18 protein-coding genes are annotated in these 15,754 nt (G+C 67.6%); 13 read left to right on the forward strand and 5 right to left on the reverse strand.

Annotated elements, in window-relative coordinates; genetic code table 11:
* Window positions 1-27 precede the first annotated feature (27 nt).
* The 3 genes from A5757_RS18220 to A5757_RS18230 are packed head-to-tail and all read left to right on the forward strand — an operon-like array spanning window position 28 to window position 2,464.
* Window positions 28-966: a crotonase/enoyl-CoA hydratase family protein gene (locus A5757_RS18220; protein ID WP_066836645.1), complete on the forward strand. Its 939-nt coding sequence runs from the start codon at window positions 28-30 to the stop codon at window positions 964-966.
* A gap of 2 nt (window positions 967-968) precedes the next feature.
* Entirely contained in the window at window positions 969-1,703 is a 735-nt protein-coding gene (locus A5757_RS18225; protein WP_156618522.1) for a PaaX family transcriptional regulator C-terminal domain-containing protein, read from the forward strand.
* Complete coding sequence (locus A5757_RS18230) at window positions 1,700-2,464, forward strand: crotonase/enoyl-CoA hydratase family protein (RefSeq protein WP_066836650.1); 765 nt, start codon at window positions 1,700-1,702, stop codon at window positions 2,462-2,464. The genes A5757_RS18225 and A5757_RS18230 overlap by 4 nt, the downstream gene beginning before the upstream one ends.
* 12 nt (window positions 2,465-2,476) lie before the next feature.
* Here A5757_RS18230 and A5757_RS18235 read toward each other — a convergent pair whose 3' ends face one another.
* On the reverse strand, window positions 2,477-2,860 hold the full coding sequence (locus A5757_RS18235; RefSeq protein ID WP_231984044.1) for a DUF3060 domain-containing protein: 384 nt from the start codon (window positions 2,858-2,860) through the stop codon (window positions 2,477-2,479).
* A 23-nt stretch (window positions 2,861-2,883) separates the two neighbouring features.
* On the reverse strand, window positions 2,884-3,228 hold the full coding sequence (locus tag A5757_RS18240) for a DUF3060 domain-containing protein (RefSeq protein ID WP_231984045.1): 345 nt from the start codon (window positions 3,226-3,228) through the stop codon (window positions 2,884-2,886).
* A gap of 183 nt (window positions 3,229-3,411) precedes the next feature.
* On the opposite strand from A5757_RS18240, the gene A5757_RS18245 reads away from it, so the two are divergent.
* From A5757_RS18245 to A5757_RS18285, 9 genes are all read left to right on the forward strand, one after another.
* On the forward strand, window positions 3,412-3,954 hold the full coding sequence (locus A5757_RS18245; protein ID WP_066836655.1) for a DUF3558 domain-containing protein: 543 nt from the start codon (window positions 3,412-3,414) through the stop codon (window positions 3,952-3,954).
* 71 nt (window positions 3,955-4,025) lie between these two features.
* The gene (locus A5757_RS18250; protein WP_156618524.1) at window positions 4,026-4,514 is read left to right on the forward strand and encodes a DUF3558 domain-containing protein; all 489 of its coding nucleotides are present in this window, start codon (window positions 4,026-4,028) and stop codon (window positions 4,512-4,514) included.
* 90 nt (window positions 4,515-4,604) lie between these two features.
* The gene (locus tag A5757_RS18255; RefSeq protein WP_066836659.1) at window positions 4,605-5,234 is read left to right on the forward strand and encodes a TetR/AcrR family transcriptional regulator; all 630 of its coding nucleotides are present in this window, start codon (window positions 4,605-4,607) and stop codon (window positions 5,232-5,234) included.
* A 299-nt stretch (window positions 5,235-5,533) separates the two neighbouring features.
* Window positions 5,534-5,908 carry a 30S ribosomal protein S12 gene (rpsL, locus tag A5757_RS18260; RefSeq protein ID WP_007167812.1) on the forward strand — a complete coding sequence of 125 codons (375 nt, stop codon included), beginning with the start codon at window positions 5,534-5,536 and terminating at the stop codon, window positions 5,906-5,908.
* Window positions 5,908-6,378 (forward strand): 30S ribosomal protein S7, encoded by a 471-nt coding sequence (rpsG, locus tag A5757_RS18265; protein WP_066836661.1) that lies wholly within the window; start codon window positions 5,908-5,910, stop codon window positions 6,376-6,378. Before rpsL ends, rpsG begins: the two co-directional genes overlap by 1 nt.
* A gap of 69 nt (window positions 6,379-6,447) precedes the next feature.
* A complete protein-coding gene (gene fusA / locus A5757_RS18270) occupies window positions 6,448-8,553 on the forward strand; it encodes an elongation factor G (RefSeq protein ID WP_082929548.1) in 2,106 nt (701 codons plus the stop codon).
* A gap of 86 nt (window positions 8,554-8,639) precedes the next feature.
* The gene (tuf, locus tag A5757_RS18275) at window positions 8,640-9,830 is read left to right on the forward strand and encodes an elongation factor Tu (RefSeq protein WP_066836663.1); all 1,191 of its coding nucleotides are present in this window, start codon (window positions 8,640-8,642) and stop codon (window positions 9,828-9,830) included.
* 220 nt (window positions 9,831-10,050) lie between these two features.
* The gene (locus tag A5757_RS18280) at window positions 10,051-10,869 is read left to right on the forward strand and encodes a cutinase family protein (protein ID WP_082929549.1); all 819 of its coding nucleotides are present in this window, start codon (window positions 10,051-10,053) and stop codon (window positions 10,867-10,869) included.
* 68 nt (window positions 10,870-10,937) lie between these two features.
* Window positions 10,938-11,768, forward strand: a complete 831-nt coding sequence (locus A5757_RS18285; RefSeq protein WP_066836666.1) for an SHOCT domain-containing protein — start codon at window positions 10,938-10,940, stop codon at window positions 11,766-11,768.
* Window positions 11,769-11,784: 16 nt separating this feature from the next.
* Here A5757_RS18285 and A5757_RS18290 read toward each other — a convergent pair whose 3' ends face one another.
* The gene (locus A5757_RS18290) at window positions 11,785-12,621 is read right to left on the reverse strand and encodes a universal stress protein (RefSeq protein ID WP_066836973.1); all 837 of its coding nucleotides are present in this window, start codon (window positions 12,619-12,621) and stop codon (window positions 11,785-11,787) included.
* Between the two features lie 136 nt (window positions 12,622-12,757).
* On the opposite strand from A5757_RS18290, the gene A5757_RS18295 reads away from it, so the two are divergent.
* The gene (locus A5757_RS18295; protein ID WP_197497379.1) at window positions 12,758-13,612 is read left to right on the forward strand and encodes a mycofactocin-coupled SDR family oxidoreductase; all 855 of its coding nucleotides are present in this window, start codon (window positions 12,758-12,760) and stop codon (window positions 13,610-13,612) included.
* Here A5757_RS18295 and rocD read toward each other — a convergent pair.
* Window positions 13,609-14,823, reverse strand: coding sequence for an ornithine--oxo-acid transaminase (rocD, locus tag A5757_RS18300; RefSeq protein ID WP_066836976.1), 1,215 nt, complete (start codon window positions 14,821-14,823; stop codon window positions 13,609-13,611). The two genes, A5757_RS18295 and rocD, sit on opposite strands and share 4 nt — an antisense overlap.
* Before the next feature lie 2 nt (window positions 14,824-14,825).
* Window positions 14,826-15,644 (reverse strand): dimethylargininase, encoded by an 819-nt coding sequence (gene ddaH / locus A5757_RS18305; RefSeq protein ID WP_066836669.1) that lies wholly within the window; start codon window positions 15,642-15,644, stop codon window positions 14,826-14,828.
* Between the last annotated feature and the right edge of the window lie 110 nt (window positions 15,645-15,754).

Below are 15,754 nucleotides of genomic sequence, written 5' to 3' on the forward strand. Positions count from 1 at the left end.
GCTGTTTCGGCGCAATAGGGTGAGCGCGTGACCCACGCAATCAGGCCCGTCGACTTCGACCACCTCAAGACGATGACCTACGAGGTCACCGGCCGCATCGCGCGAATCACGTTCAACCGCCCCGAGAAGGGCAACGCGATCGTCGCCGACACGCCCTTGGAACTGTCGGCGCTCGTCGAACGCGCCGACCTCGACCCCAACGTCCACGTGATCCTGGTGTCGGGCCGCGGCGAGGGATTCTGCGCCGGATTCGACCTCGGCGCGTATGCCGAGGGCTCCTCGTCGGCCGGGGGCGGCAGCCCGTACCGCGACACCGTGCTCTCCGGCAAAACCCAGGCGATCAACCATCTGCCGGACCAGCCCTGGGATCCGATGATCGACTACCAGATGATGAGCCGGTTCGTCCGCGGCTTCTCCAGCCTGCTGCACTGCGACAAACCGACAGTGGTCAAAATCCACGGCTACTGCGTGGCCGGCGGCACCGACATCGCGCTGCACGCCGATCAGGTGATCGCCGCCGCCGACGCCAAGATCGGTTACCCGCCCACCCGCGTCTGGGGGGTGCCCGCGGCGGGTATGTGGGCCCACCGGCTCGGCGACCAGCGCGCCAAACGCCTTCTGCTGACCGGGGATTGCCTGACCGGTAAGCAGGCCGCGGAGTGGGGGCTGGCTGTCGAGGCGCCCGAACCGGAGGATCTGGATGAGCGCACTGAACGGCTCGTCGAGCGCATCGCGGCCGTACCAATCAACCAACTCATCATGGTCAAGCTCGCGATGAACGCCGCGCTGCTGCAACAGGGCGTGGCCACCAGCCGCATGGTCAGCACCGTGTTCGACGGCATCGCCCGGCACACCCCGGAGGGTCACGCGTTCGTCGCGCAGTCACGCGAACACGGCTTCCGCGAGTCTGTCCGGCAGCGCGATGAACCGTTCGGCGATCACGGCCGCCGGACCTCCGGGGTCTAGCCGTGGTCGAGGTGCTGTCGCGGTTGACGGCGCGGTCGGTGGTGCTCTCGGTGCTGCTCGGGGCTCATCCGGCGTGGGCCACCGCCGCGGATCTGATCCGCCTCACCGCCGACTTCGACATCCGGGAGTCCACGGTGCGGGTGGCGTTGACCCGCATGGTGAGCGCCGGTGACCTCGTCCGCTCGGCCGACGGCTACCGGCTGTCGGACCGGCTGCTGAGCCGGCAGCGCCGGCAGGACGATGCCATCGACCCGCGGCTGCGCCGCTGGGACGGCACCTGGACCACCCTGGTGATCACCAGCGTCGGCACCGATGCCCGCACCCGGGCATCCGTACGGAACACATTGTCGGACAACCGTTTCGCCGAACTACGCGAAGGGGTGTGGCTGCGCCCGGACAACCTCGACGCCGCGCTGCCCGACGACGTCGCACAGCGGGTGCGGGTGCTGCACGCCCACGACGACGATCCCGCCGATCTGGCCGCGCGGCTCTGGGCCCTCGACGACTGGGCAGACACCGGCCGCGCGCTGCTGGCCGACATGGCCGCCGCCACCGATGTACCCGCCCGATTCGTCACCGCGGCGGCGATCGTCCGGCACCTGCTCACCGATCCGGTGCTGCCCGCGGAGCTGCTGCCCGACGGCTGGCCGGGGGAGGAGCTGCGACGGGCCTACACCGCCTTCGCGGCCGAACTGGTCGCACGGCGCGACGAGATGACAGACAGGAGCGCGATATGACCGAACCCGTCCGGGTCGAACGCACCGGCGCGGTGACCACCGTCATCATCGACAGGCCGCAGGCCCGCAACGCCGTCGACCGGCCCACGGCCGAGGCGCTGTACCGGGCATTCGACGACTTCGACCGCGACGACACGGCATCGGTGGCCGTGCTGTGGGGTGACCACGGAACGTTCTGTGCCGGAGCCGATCTCAAGGCCTTCGGGACACCCGACGCCAACGCGGTGCACCGCACCGGCCCCGGTCCGATGGGCCCCACGCGCATGGTGCTGTCCAAACCGGTGATCGCCGCGGTCAGCGGCCACGCCGTCGCAGGCGGGCTCGAGCTGGCGGTGTGGTGCGATCTGCGGGTGGTCGAAGAGGACGCGGTGTTCGGCGTGTACTGCCGCCGCTGGGGTGTCCCGCTCATCGACGGCGGCACGGTGCGGCTGCCGCGCCTGATCGGCCAGAGCCGAGCCATGGACATGATCCTGACCGGCCGATCCGTCGACGCCGCGGAGGCGCACGCGATCGGACTGGCCAACCGCGTCGTGCCCAAAGGGGAGGCGCGCCGGCGCGCCGAGGAACTCGCCGCCGAACTCGCGCGACTGCCGCAACAGTGCCTGCGCTCGGACCGACTCTCGGTGCTCGGTCAGTGGGGGCTGCCCGAGGACGAGGCGATCGACCGGGAGTTCGCGAGCATCTCGCGGGTGAAACACGAGGCGCTCGAGGGCGCGGGCCGATTCTCCGCGGGAGCGGGCCGGCACGGCGCCAGCGAGTGATCGCGCGGGAAGTCAGCCCTTGGAGATCTTGTTGCTCGAGCCGAGGTCCTCGATCGCCGGGTCACCGTCGGCGTAGGTCACCGTGTTGTTCAACCCGACGACGGTGATCTCCTTGTCGACCCGGGTGAAGGTGATCGTGTTGTCGGTCCCGCCGATGTTGACGTTCGCGCATGTACCGGTCACCGTCAGCCTGTTGTTCGAGCCACCGACGTTGAGCGACTTGCCGTCCGCGCAGTCCACCTCGGCGGTGGTGCCCACCGAGCCGTAGTTGATGGTGTTGCCGATCTCGACCTGCGCGCCCGACGTACCCGCCGTCGCCGTCGGGGTGTTGGTGTCCGTGCTCTGCGAACCGCAGCCGGTCAGAACGACCACGGCGGCGCCTGTCAGCGTCCCCACTGCGGTACGGAGGAAGCGACTCGTCAAGCCGGTGCCCGGCCGATCCGGTTGGTCATGCCGAGTTCACGGCCCCGATCCCACAGGATGGGGTCACCGCTCTTGTAGAGAACCGTCTGGTCCCAGCCGTAGACCGTGATGTCGTTGACGACGTTGTCGGCGATCACGATGTTGCCCGAACCCTGCGTCGTCACCGCCCAGCAGGAGCCCAGCGCGAAGACCTGGTTGTTGGCGCCGTTGACGTGCAGCGTGCCGCCCTTGCAGTCGATGGTCTGCACCAGGCCCTGGCCGGTGATGTGGGTGTCACCGTTCTTCGCCGAGGCACCAGGTGCCCCGGCGAGGGCGACGGCGCACAGGACAACGAACCCCACCGCGAGCGATCGCACTGTCGTATCCCCCTCTGACGGCCTGCCGGTTCGAGCGGGCCTGTCGAGAGGCCCGATCGGGATGTCAGCCTACGTGGCGCCGGTTCTGCGGTGACGGCCTTCTGCGGTTCTGCTCACCCTGCGCGCATCGGTCGCTAACCGCGCTGGTGGTGGGTACCGTGAACCTCGATGCGTCGACGTGTCACCGGTGGCGGTGTGGTTCTGGCTGTGGCGGTCACCGCGACGGTGGCCCTATCGGGGTGTGCGCGCAACGTGGACGGGACGGCCCAGAAGGGCGCCCCCGACGTCCCGGACCCGGACCGCAACTACGGCTACGTCGACAACCGTTGCGGACTGCTCGAGGATTCGACCGTCGCCGAAACGCTCGGCGCCGACGAGGTACTGCGCCCCTACAGCGGTGCGGTGTGCCAATACGTCCTGGCCAGCGGGCCGACCATGATCGATGTGACGTTCGCCTGGTTCAAGAGCGGCAGCCTCGCACGCGAGCGGGCCCTTGCCGTCGAACGCGACGCCGAGGTGACCGACACCACCGTCCTGCGGCACCCTGCCTTCGTCGCCCGCGACGCCTCCGGACCGTCGGCGTGCTCGATGACTGCCGCGGCCGGCCCCGGGGTACTCAGCTGGTGGGTGCAGTGGCGCGATGAGGAGAACAAAGATGCCTGCGCGGACGCTGAGAAGTTGTTGTCGGCCACGTTGTCCTCGGACATGTGAGCGGTCATGAGAGCGGCTCAGTGAACAGGACACCTCGGTCGACGTCACCGCGACTCCTTGCCGGAGTCGTCGTGGCATCGCTCGCGCTGGCCGGCTGCGGCACCTCGGCCCCGCGGGAAGCCGATTCCGACGCGCCCGCCGTCGCGCGCGGTTTCGAGAGTGGCCGATGCAACGGGGTCAGCGACGAGGACATCACCAAGGCCGTCGGGATGAAGATGTTCACCAAGGTCGTCGACTCCGACGTCGGCTGCTTCTGGCAGGAGGACACCATGATCGGCACGTTCGGTGCCGGTATGGGCATCTCGACGTGGTGGTACCGGGGCAGCGATATGACCACCGAACGTGAACTCGAGGAACAGGCCGGCCGCACGCTGACCGAACTGTCGGTGGACGGCAACCCCGGATTCAAGGCCTCCGACACCAGCGCGTGCAGCATTTACGTCGCCAAGGGTGGGGACGTCATAACCTGGTCGATCCAGACGATGAACTCGGCGATGCTGCCCGACCTGTGCACGATCACCGAGCAACTCGCGCAGCTCAGCCAGGAGCGGGTGAACTGACCGGCCGCGCGGGTGTGAGGGCTAGAGTTCATCGCTGACCCCGCCTGGGTGGGTGACGGTGGGGCACCGATGACGAAGGGTGGACCGGACATGTCAGCTCGGCCCGAGCCGCAGGGGGGTCGGGCCCGCAGCCCTGCGCGGGCCGGCCGGCTCAGCCGTGACTCCATCGTGAACGCGGCGCTGACGTTCCTGGATCGCGAGGGCTGGGACGCCCTGACCATCAACGCGCTGGCGACCCAGCTGGGCACCAAGGGGCCGTCGCTCTACAACCACGTGCACAGCCTCGACGACCTGCGGCGCACCGTGCGGATGCGGGTGGTCGCAGACATCATCGCGATGCTCAACACCGTCGGCCAGGGCAGGTCCCGCGACGATGCGGTGATGGTCGTGGCCAGCGCCTACCGCAGCTACGCCCACCACCATCCGGGCCGCTACTCGGCGTTCACCAGGATGCCGCTCGGCGGCGACGACCCCGAATTCACCGACGCCACCCGCGCCGCGGCTGCGCCCGTCATCGACGTGCTCGCCTCCTATGGCCTGGAAGGCGAGGAGGCGTTCTACGCGGCGCTGGAGTTCTGGTCGGCGATGCACGGATTCGTGCTGCTCGAGATGACCGGGGTGATGAACGGCATCGACACCGACGGGGTCTACACCGACATGGTGCTGCGGCTGGCCGCGGGGATGGAACGCCGCTCGGGCCTGGGGGTCGAGCTCGGCTGATCCGCCCCGGGGACGGATTTTGGAGTGGCGCGGACCATCCTGGTATCGTGGGGGATCGTGCCTGGCCGTCGAGGCGCATGCGCTGGGGCAATCCGGACAGCATGGCCACACGCCGGGCGACTTCGCATGTCTATCACGCATCGGAAACGATCGGGTGCAGGCGGGTGCGACACGCCCGGACGCGGGGGTCGCCGGCGAGCGGAAACAGCAGTACAGAGACTTAGCAGTACAGAGACTTCACAGAACGACAGCAGTACACAGAGCCAAGAACACAGCAGAGCAACACAGAAAGCCGGTACATGCCAACCATCCAGCAGCTGGTCCGCAAGGGGCGCCGCGACAAGATCGCCAAGGTGAAGACCGCGGCACTCAAGGGCAGCCCGCAGCGTCGCGGCGTGTGCACCCGCGTGTACACCACGACCCCGAAGAAGCCGAACTCGGCGCTTCGTAAGGTCGCCCGCGTGAAGCTGACCAGCCAGGTCGAGGTCACCGCCTACATCCCGGGCGAGGGCCACAACCTGCAGGAGCACTCGATGGTGCTGGTGCGCGGCGGTCGTGTGAAGGATCTGCCCGGCGTCCGCTACAAGATCATCCGCGGCTCGCTGGACACCCAGGGCGTCAAGAACCGTAAGCAGGCCCGCAGCCGCTACGGCGCGAAGAAGGAGAAGAGCTGATGCCGCGTAAGGGGCCCGCACCCAAGCGACCGCTGGTCAACGACCCGGTCTACGGTTCGCAGCTGGTCACCCAGCTGGTGAACAAGGTGCTGCTGGACGGGAAGAAATCGCTCGCCGAACGCATTGTCTACGGTGCGCTCGAGCAGGCTCGCGACAAGACGGGCACCGATCCGGTGGTGACCCTCAAGCGCGCCATGGACAACGTCAAGCCCGCCCTCGAGGTGCGTAGCCGTCGCGTCGGTGGCGCCACCTACCAGGTGCCCGTCGAGGTGCGGCCCGAGCGTTCCGTCACCCTGGCGCTGCGCTGGCTGGTCAGCTTCTCCAAGGCCCGCCGTGAGAAGACCATGATCGAACGTCTGGCGAACGAGATCCTCGACGCCAGCAATGGTCTGGGTGCCGCCGTCAAGCGACGCGAGGACACCCACAAGATGGCCGAGGCCAACCGCGCGTTCGCGCACTACCGCTGGTGACGTGACGCCGCGGCGGTATGGCCGGGGCGTACAGACAACAGCAACTACCAAGCGAAAGAGAAGACTTCTGTGGCACAGAAGGACGTGTTGACCGACCTGAACAAGGTCCGCAACATCGGCATCATGGCGCACATCGACGCCGGCAAGACGACGACGACCGAACGCATCCTGTTCTACACCGGCGTCAACTACAAGATCGGTGAGACGCACGACGGTGCCTCGACCACCGACTGGATGGAACAGGAGCAGGAGCGCGGCATCACCATCACCTCGGCCGCGGTGACCTGCTTCTGGGACAACAACCAGATCAACATCATCGACACCCCCGGCCACGTCGACTTCACCGTCGAGGTCGAGCGCTCGCTGCGTGTGCTCGACGGCGCCGTTGCCGTCTTCGACGGCAAGGAGGGCGTCGAGCCGCAGTCCGAGCAGGTCTGGCGGCAGGCCGACAAGTACGACGTGCCGCGCATCTGCTTCGTCAACAAGATGGACAAGCTCGGTGCCGACTTCTACTTCACGGTCCGCACCATCGAAGAAAGGCTGGGTGCGACTCCCCTCGTGATCCAGCTGCCGATCGGTGCCGAGAACGACTTCGAGGGCATCGTCGACCTGGTCGAGATGAAGGCCAAGGTCTGGCGCGGTGAGACCGCGATGGGCGAGAAGTACGAGGTCGCCGACATCCCCGCCGACCTGGCAGACAGGGCGCAGGAGTACCGCACCAAGCTGCTCGAGACGGTCGCCGAGACCGACGAGGCACTCCTGGAGAAGTACTTCGGTGGCGAAGAACTCACGACCGACGAGATCAAGGGCGCGATCCGCAAGCTCACGGTCAACTCCGAGCTGTACCCGGTGCTGTGCGGCAGCGCGTTCAAGAACAAGGGCGTGCAGCCCATGCTCGACGCGGTTGTCGACTACCTGCCCTCACCGCTGGACGTCGAGTCCGTGGAAGGACACGTGCCCGGCAAAGAGGACGAGGTCATCACCCGGAAGCCGTCGGTCGACGAGCCGTTCTCAGCGCTGGCGTTCAAGATCGCTGTACACCCGTTCTTCGGCAAGCTGACCTACGTCCGCGTGTACTCGGGCACTGTCGAATCAGGTTCCCAGGTGGTCAACTCGACCAAGGGCAAGAAGGAGCGGCTGGGCAAGCTGTTCCAGATGCACGCCAACAAGGAGAACCCTGTCGAGCGTGCGTCGGCCGGCCACATCTACGCGGTCATCGGCCTGAAAGACACCACCACCGGCGACACGCTGTGCGATCCGAACCAACAGATCGTGCTGGAGTCGATGACCTTCCCCGATCCGGTGATCGAGGTGGCCATCGAGCCCAAGACCAAGAGTGACCAGGAAAAGCTGGGCACGGCGATCCAGAAGCTGGCCGAAGAGGACCCCACCTTCAAGGTGCACCTCGATCAGGACACCGGCCAGACCGTCATCGGCGGTATGGGCGAGCTGCACCTGGACATCCTGGTCGACCGGATGCGTCGCGAGTTCAAGGTCGAGGCCAACGTCGGCAAGCCCCAGGTGGCCTATCGCGAGACCATCAAGCGCGCAGTCGACAAGGTCGAGTTCACCCACAAGAAGCAGACGGGCGGCTCGGGCCAGTTCGCGAAGGTGCTCATCGCCCTGGAGCCCTTCCACGGCGAGGACGGCGCGACCTACGAGTTCGAGAACAAGGTCACCGGTGGCCGCATCCCGCGCGAGTACATCCCGTCGGTGGACGCCGGTGCGCAGGACGCCATGCAGTACGGCGTGCTCGCCGGTTACCCGCTGGTCAACATCAAGGTGACGCTGCTCGACGGCGCCTACCACGAGGTCGACTCGTCGGAAATGGCGTTCAAGGTCGCGGGTTCGCAGGCGCTGAAGAAGGCCGCCCAGGCGGCCCAGCCGGTGATCCTCGAGCCCATCATGGCCGTCGAGGTGACCACACCCGAGGATTACATGGGTGAGGTGATCGGCGATTTGAACTCCCGCCGTGGTCAGATCCAGGCCATGGAGGAGCGCTCCGGTGCCCGCGTCGTCAAGGCGCAGGTTCCGCTGTCGGAGATGTTCGGCTACGTCGGCGACCTTCGGTCGAAGACCCAGGGCCGGGCAAACTACTCCATGGTGTTCGACTCGTACGCCGAGGTTCCGGCGAACGTGTCGAAGGAAATCATCGCGAAGGCGACGGGTCAGTAACCTGGCCCGGGCCTTCGGGCCACACAACTGAAAAGACCAAACCTGCTTTGTAAGAAAGCACCAACACAGTCCAGGAGGACACCACAGTGGCGAAGGCGAAGTTCGAGCGGACGAAGCCGCACGTCAACATCGGGACCATCGGTCACGTTGACCACGGCAAGACCACGCTGACCGCAGCAATCACCAAGGTGCTGCACGACCAGTACCCCGATTTGAACGAGTCGCGCGCATTCGACCAGATCGACAATGCGCCCGAGGAGCGTCAGCGCGGTATCACGATCAACATCTCCCACGTGGAGTACCAGACCGAGAAGCGTCACTACGCGCACGTCGACGCCCCCGGTCACGCTGACTACATCAAGAACATGATCACCGGTGCCGCGCAGATGGACGGCGCCATCCTCGTGGTCGCCGCCACCGATGGCCCGATGCCCCAGACCCGCGAGCACGTGCTGCTCGCTCGTCAGGTCGGCGTGCCTTACATCCTGGTCGCGCTGAACAAGTCCGACATGGTCGACGACGAGGAGCTCCTCGAGCTCGTCGAGATGGAGGTCCGCGAACTGCTGGCCGCCCAGGACTTCGACGAGGACGCCCCCGTCGTCCGCGTCTCGGCGCTCAAGGCGCTCGAGGGCGACGAGAAGTGGGTCAAGTCGGTTCAGGAGCTCATGGCTGCTGTCGACGAGTCGATCCCGGATCCGGTTCGCGAAACCGACAAGCCGTTCCTGATGCCCGTCGAGGACGTCTTCACGATCACCGGCCGCGGCACCGTGGTCACCGGTCGTGTGGAGCGCGGCGTGATCAACGTGAACGAAGAGGTCGAGATCGTCGGCATCCGTCCGGGCGTCACCAAGACCACCGTCACCGGTGTCGAGATGTTCCGCAAGCTGCTCGACCAGGGCCAGGCCGGTGACAACGTCGGTCTGCTGGTTCGCGGTATCAAGCGCGAGGACGTCGAGCGTGGCCAGGTCGTGGTCAAGCCCGGCACCACCACCCCGCACACCGAGTTCGACGGCAGCGTCTACATCCTGTCGAAGGACGAAGGCGGCCGTCACACGCCGTTCTTCAACAACTACCGCCCGCAGTTCTACTTCCGGACCACGGACGTGACCGGCGTGGTGACCCTTCCCGAGGGCACCGAGATGGTGATGCCCGGTGACAACACCGACATCTCCGTCAAGCTGATCCAGCCCGTCGCCATGGACGAGGGCCTGCGGTTCGCGATCCGCGAGGGCGGTCGTACCGTCGGCGCCGGCCGCGTGACCAAGATCAACAAGTAAGTTCTCTACGCCGAAGCGGCGCTCACCCTCGCGGGTGGGCGCCGTTTCGCGTTGTGCCCCCCGGGTGCGCTTCCCCTTTTCGTCCAAACGAACGTTTCGGCGCAGAAGTGCGAGTGGATGCCGCCATTGCGTATCTCGGCGCGCAGCGGGTAACGCGGCCTGCCGTCGAGGCGATGAACATGGCAGTGGCCGTGTCACGGCCGAGAGAGGGTCGGGGTTCGTGTTTCGTCGTATTGCCGTGCTGGCCGGCGCCATCGCCGTGGCCGGATCCGCACTTGTCACCGCCGGTACTGCCGCAGCGCAGCCGGCCTGCCCGGATCTGCACTGGATCGGCGCCGCCGGTTCGGGGGAGCGGGGCGCCGAGGTGACGATGAACGACGGGATGGGCCGCGTCGTCTTCAACTCGATGCAGGACCTGCATCAGTTGGTCCAGCGCGACGGCCGCACCATGACCGCCGAAGCCGTGAACTACCCCGCCACTCCCGTGCCTGCCGACGACAGCATCCTGGGCTGGGCCGGCTTCATCAACAGCGTGGACGCCGGCACCGCAGCGCTCAACGCGCAGTATGCCGCGTTCGTCCAGCGCTGCCCCTCGAGCAAGGTGGTGCTCGCCGGCTATTCGCAGGGCGCGATGGTGGTGCACCGCAATCTGCAGGCGTTCTCCCAGAGCCCGAACCTGGCCGCCGCGCTGCTGGTCGCCGACGGCGACCGGCTGCCGACCGACGCCACCTACAACCTGGGTTCGGTGACCTCGGTGCCCGGCGCCGGTAAGGGCGTCGCACAGGACTGGCCGATCCTCGCCCATGCGCCCGCGCCGCTGCCGTTGGACGTCGCGGCACGCACCGTGAGCGTGTGCGACCTCGGCGACGCCGTCTGCGATTACGACCCGGAGGCCGAGGACGCGATGAACCCGACGGCCGTGGCCATCCACACCAGCTACGCCCGGTCCGCCGCCGGTGGCTACCGGTGGACCGCACCGCTCTACCAGCTGATCGGCGCCGCGCCCACCGCCAACCAGGTGAGCGCCGCCGCCGGCTGAAGTACCCCGCTCGTGGTCCGCGATGGCGTTACGCTGAGTGCGCCGTCGCGAACGACAGGAGCACCGCCATGTCCACAGTCTGGCGCTACATCCGCATCCAGGCCTATGTGTTGCTGTGCGGCATCGTCGGCCCTATCTTCCTCGGTATCTACTTCGCCACCGGCGCCGACCCGATGATGAAGTGGATGTTCTGGTGGGGGCTCGTGATCACCGCGGCCGACGTGCTGATCGCGCTGGCGATGACCGCCTACGGGTCACATGCGGAAGCCAGGAAGACAGAACTCGAAGCCCGCGGCGTCCTGGCCCTGGCGCAGGTCACCACCATCCACGAGACGGGCACCCGCATCAACGACCAGCCGCTGGTGAAGCTCGACCTCCAGATCAGCGGTCCCGGCCTGACCCCGTTCGCCGCGCAGGACCGGGTGGTGGCCTCGATCTCGCGGCTACCGATGATCACCAGCCGCAGACTCGTCGCGCTGGTCGACCCGTCCACCAATGAATTCCAGATCGACTGGGAGAGAAGCGGACTCGTCAGTGGCGTGATGCCGGCAACGTTCACCGTCGCGGAGGACGGCCAGACCTACGATCTGACCGGGCAGGCCGCTCCGCTGCTGGAGATCCTGCACATCCTCAAAGCGCACGGCATCGGGATGAACAACATGATCGATCTGCGGGCCAATCCTGGTGCGCGCGAACAGGTTCAGGCCGTGGTGCGGCACGCCGCCCACAACCACATGCCCGCGCAGACCGCGCCCGCATCCCCGATGCCCCCGATGCCCGCACCCCCTCCACCCACGGCCGCGCAGCGGCTGCAGGAGCTGGAGACCTTGCGCGCCACCGGCGCCATCACCGACGAGGAGTACGCCGCCAAACGGCGTGAGATCATCGACGCGCTCTGAGGTCCTTACGCGCGGACTACGGGCCGGGTACCACCAGCACCGGCCGGTGCGCCGTTTGCAGCGTCGCCTTGGCGACACTGCCGAGCAACGCCTGACGCACGGCCGAACGTCCGCGAGACCCGACGACGACCGCCGCGGCACGCCGGTGCGCGGCCGTCCCGGCGAGTGCCTCGGCCGTGGCCTTCGGCGAACTGCCCTGCGACGGCGCGATCTGCTCGACGACGACACCCTCGGTCGCGGCTGTCTCCGCGTGACCGTCGCCGACGGTCACCACGACGATCTCGCGGCCCGTGAAGACGTGTTGCGCCGCTGCGAGCGCCGCGTGCGCGCCTGCCGAACCGTCCGACCCGACGATCACCGGGCCGGCGGCCAGCGCCTCGTACTCGTCGGCGAGCAGCGCCGGCGGTACCACCAGCGTCGGACGTGACGCGTAGTGCACGGCGGTGTCGGAGACGCTGCCGAACATCGCCTGCGCACCGCCCAGCCCGCGCGATCCGACCAGCACCACGTCCGCGCCGACCTGCTCGGCGAGCTGCGCGAGCACCAGACCCTCACCGCCCCAGGACCGTTTCACCAACGGCTCCGCGTCGAGACCCGCGGCACGGGCCAGCGTGGTTCCGTTCGCGGCGATCCGCTGGGCCTCGCGCTCACCCTCGGCCTCGGTGCGCTCCACCAGGTCTCCGGCGCTGCGGGCGGTGGCGCGCAGCCGGCGACGCAGCGCCTCGCTGGCGAAGGGCGGCGTCCACAGTTGGGTCACCCAGGCGTGGGCCTGCGGGAGCAGTTGTGCGCCGACGTCGATCGCTGCCGTCGCAGCGGGTGAGCCGTCGTATCCGATGATCACGCCGAGCGGCATGCTGTCCCCTTCGATCGATTGCTGCCGATCGTATGCGTCCGCGCCGGGGGCGGCCAGCACCGTCCGGTCCCCCCGTTGCTAGAACACGTTTCAGTTCGGCTGTTAGCCTGTCCGCAGTTCGTCGAAAGGAGCAGCGGTGACATCGGTTGAGGGTCCGTTGGAAGGCCGAGTGGCATTCATCACCGGCGCCGCTCGAGGTCAGGGCCGCGCCCATGCGGTGCGGTTGGCCGCCGACGGCGCCGACATCATCGCGATCGACATCTGCCGCCCGGTGTCGGACACGATCACCTATCCGGCGCCCACATCGGAGGACCTCGCCGAGACCGTGCGCGCCGTCGAGGCGACCGGACGCAAGGTGCTGGCCCGTGAGGTCGACATCCGCGATCTGGCGGCGCTGCAGCAGGTGGTCGCCGACGGCGTCGAACAGTTCGGCCGGCTGGACATCGTGGTTGCCAACGCCGGTGTGCTGAGCTGGAGCCGGCTGTGGGAGATGTCGGAAGACCAGTGGAACACCGTCATCGACGTCAACCTCAACGGCACCTGGAAGACCGTCCGCGCCGCCGTCCCGGCGATGATCGAGGCGGGCAACGGCGGGTCGATCATCATCGTCAGCTCGTCGGCGGGGCTCAAGGCCACCCCGGGCAACGGGCACTACTCGGCGTCCAAGCACGGCCTGACGGCACTGACCAACTCCCTGGCGCTCGAGGCGGGCGAGTTCGGTATCCGGGTCAACTCGATCCACCCCTACTCGATCGACACCCCGATGGTCGAGAAGGACGCGATGATGGAGATCTTCTCCAAGCATCCGACGTTCCTGCACAGCTTCGGGCCGATGCCGTACAAAGCCGTTGCGCGGGAAGGCAATGCCGGACTCAACGATTTCATGGCCCCCGAAGAGGTCGCCGACGTGGTCGCCTGGTTGGCCGGCGATGGGTCTGCCACCATTTCGGGATCGCAGATCGCCGTCGACCGCGGGACGATGAAGTACTAGTCCGTCAGGACGTCGGCCAACTGCTTTACCGCCCAGTCGATCTCGGCTGAGGTGACGACGATGGGCGGAGCGAAGCGGAGCGTCGAACCGTGCGTGTCCTTGACCAGCACACCTCGTTCGGCGAGCGCCAGCGAGATCTGCTTACCGGTGCCGAGGCGGGGTTCGACGTCCACCCCGGCCCACAGTCCCCGGCCCCGCACGGCCAGCACCCCGTGTCCGATCAACGCCGAGAGTCGGTCGTGGAGGTGTGCACCGAGTTCTGTTGCTGCCGTCTGGTATTCACCGGTGCGGAGCAGGTCGATAACGGTGCTGCCCACGGCGGCGGCCAAGGGGTTGCCGCCGAAGGTCGACCCGTGTTCTCCGGGATGCAGCACGCCCAGGACGTCGCGGTCGGCGACCACCGCCGACAGCGGGATGACCCCGCCGCCGAGCGCCTTGCCGAGCAGATAGACGTCGGGCACCACGCCCCAGTGATCGCACGCGAACGTGCGTCCGGTCCGAGCCAGTCCGGACTGGATCTCGTCGGCGATCATCAGCACACCGCGTTCGGTGCACACGGCCCGCACCCGCGGGAGATAGTCGTCGGGCGGCACGATGATGCCGGCCTCACCCTGGATCGGTTCGAGCAGCACGGCCACGGTGTGCTCGTCGATCGCGGCGGCCAGCGCCTGGGAATCGCCGAACGGCACGGACCGGAAGCCGGGGGTGTACGGGCCGAATCCGCGGCGTGCGGTGTCGTCGTCGGAGAAGCTGACGATGGTGGTGGTGCGGCCGTGGAAGTTGTTGCGCGCCACGATGATGTTGGCCTGTCCGGCCGGCACGCCCTTGACGTCGGTACCCCATTTGCGGGCCACCTTGATGGCGCTTTCCACCGCCTCGGCGCCGCTGTTCATCGGCAGCACCATGTCCTTGGCGCACAGATCGGCCAGCGCGGCGCAGAACGGCGCGAGGCGATCGGAGTGGAACGCCCGGCTCACCAGCGTCACGGCGTCGAGCTGGGCGTGCGCCGCCGCGACGATGCGCGGATGGCGATGACCGAAGTTGACCGCCGAGTACGCGGCCAGGCAGTCGAGGTAGCGCCTGCCCTCGACGTCGGTGATCCAGGCGCCTTCGGCGGTGGCGGCCACCACCGGCAGCGGGGAGTAGTTGTGGGCGACATGGCGTGCGTCGGCGGCGATCACCGCGTCGGTCAGGCGGGCGTGGTCGAGCATGGTCACAGATGCACCTCCAGCGTGCAGCATTTGACGGAACCGCCGCCCTTGAGCAGTTCGGACAGTTCGACGCCGACCGGAACGAAACCGGCAGCGTGCAGCTGTTCGGCGAAACCGGCCGCCGCGGTGGGCAGGACGACGTGGCGGCCGTCGGAGACGGCATTGAGTCCGAACGCGATCGCGTCGGCGTCGGCCACCTCGAGGGCGTCGGGGAACAGTACGCGCAGCCGGTTACGGGAGGTCGCGGTGAACGCCGGCGGGTAGAACGCGATCGTCGTGTCGTCGAGAACGGCCAGGGCGGTGTCGAGATGGTAGAAGCGCGGATCGATCAGTTCCAGGCTGATCACGGGCATCCCTGTCAGCGCGGCGATCTCGTCGTGCGCCCGGCGGTCGGTCCGAAACCCGTACCCCGCCAACAGAATGTGGCCCGCGACCAGTAGATCGCCCTGCCCTTCGTTGACGTGGCGCGTGGTCACCGGCTGGTAGCCGTGTCGGCTCATCCACTCCGCGTAGGCGTCCGCCTCGGCGGCGCGCTGCGGATAGGCGAACCGCGCGACGACGGCGGCGTCGCCGACGATCAGCGCGCCGTTGGCGGCGTAGACCATGTCGGGCAGCCCCTCGACCGGCTCCACCAGTTCGACGGTGTGGCCGAGTTCCTTGTAGGTGCGGCGCAGGGTCTCCCACTGGTCGAGGGCGACGTGCGGGTCGACCGTCGCCGACGGGTCCATCCAGGGGTTGATCGCATAGTCGACGGCGAAGAAGGTCGGCGCGGTCATGACGTAGTGGCGAGGGCGGGCGGTTCGGGTGACGCGAATCGTCATGGATCGACCATAGGAATCGGCCTCGATGCAATCAATCGCTGTCTGTTGCTTGTCTATGCTCGATCTATTGCGCGAAGAACCCCGTTTCAGCGCTTTATTGCACGAGGTGA

The organism is Mycobacterium sp. 852013-51886_SCH5428379 (assembly GCF_001665575.1).
Classification (GTDB): Bacteria; Actinomycetota; Actinomycetes; order Mycobacteriales; family Mycobacteriaceae; genus Mycobacterium.

Bases quoted from the DNA above. Each gene is read 5' to 3' on its own strand.
- A5757_RS18245 (WP_066836655.1), top strand. From the start codon at position 3,412: ATGCGTCGACGTGTCACCGGTGGCGGTGTGGTTCTGGCTGTGGCGGTC.
- A5757_RS18230 (WP_066836650.1), top strand. From the start codon at position 1,700: ATGACCGAACCCGTCCGGGTCGAACGCACCGGCGCGGTGACCACCGTC.
- A5757_RS18285 (WP_066836666.1), top strand. From the start codon at position 10,938: ATGTCCACAGTCTGGCGCTACATCCGCATCCAGGCCTATGTGTTGCTG.
- A5757_RS18290 (WP_066836973.1), bottom strand. From the start codon at position 12,621: ATGCCGCTCGGCGTGATCATCGGATACGACGGCTCACCCGCTGCGACG.
- rocD (WP_066836976.1), bottom strand. From the start codon at position 14,823: ATGCTCGACCACGCCCGCCTGACCGACGCGGTGATCGCCGCCGACGCA.
- rpsG (WP_066836661.1), top strand. From the start codon at position 5,908: ATGCCGCGTAAGGGGCCCGCACCCAAGCGACCGCTGGTCAACGACCCG.
- ddaH (WP_066836669.1), bottom strand. From the start codon at position 15,644: ATGACGATTCGCGTCACCCGAACCGCCCGCCCTCGCCACTACGTCATG.
- A5757_RS18255 (WP_066836659.1), top strand. From the start codon at position 4,605: ATGTCAGCTCGGCCCGAGCCGCAGGGGGGTCGGGCCCGCAGCCCTGCG.
- rpsL (WP_007167812.1), top strand. From the start codon at position 5,534: ATGCCAACCATCCAGCAGCTGGTCCGCAAGGGGCGCCGCGACAAGATC.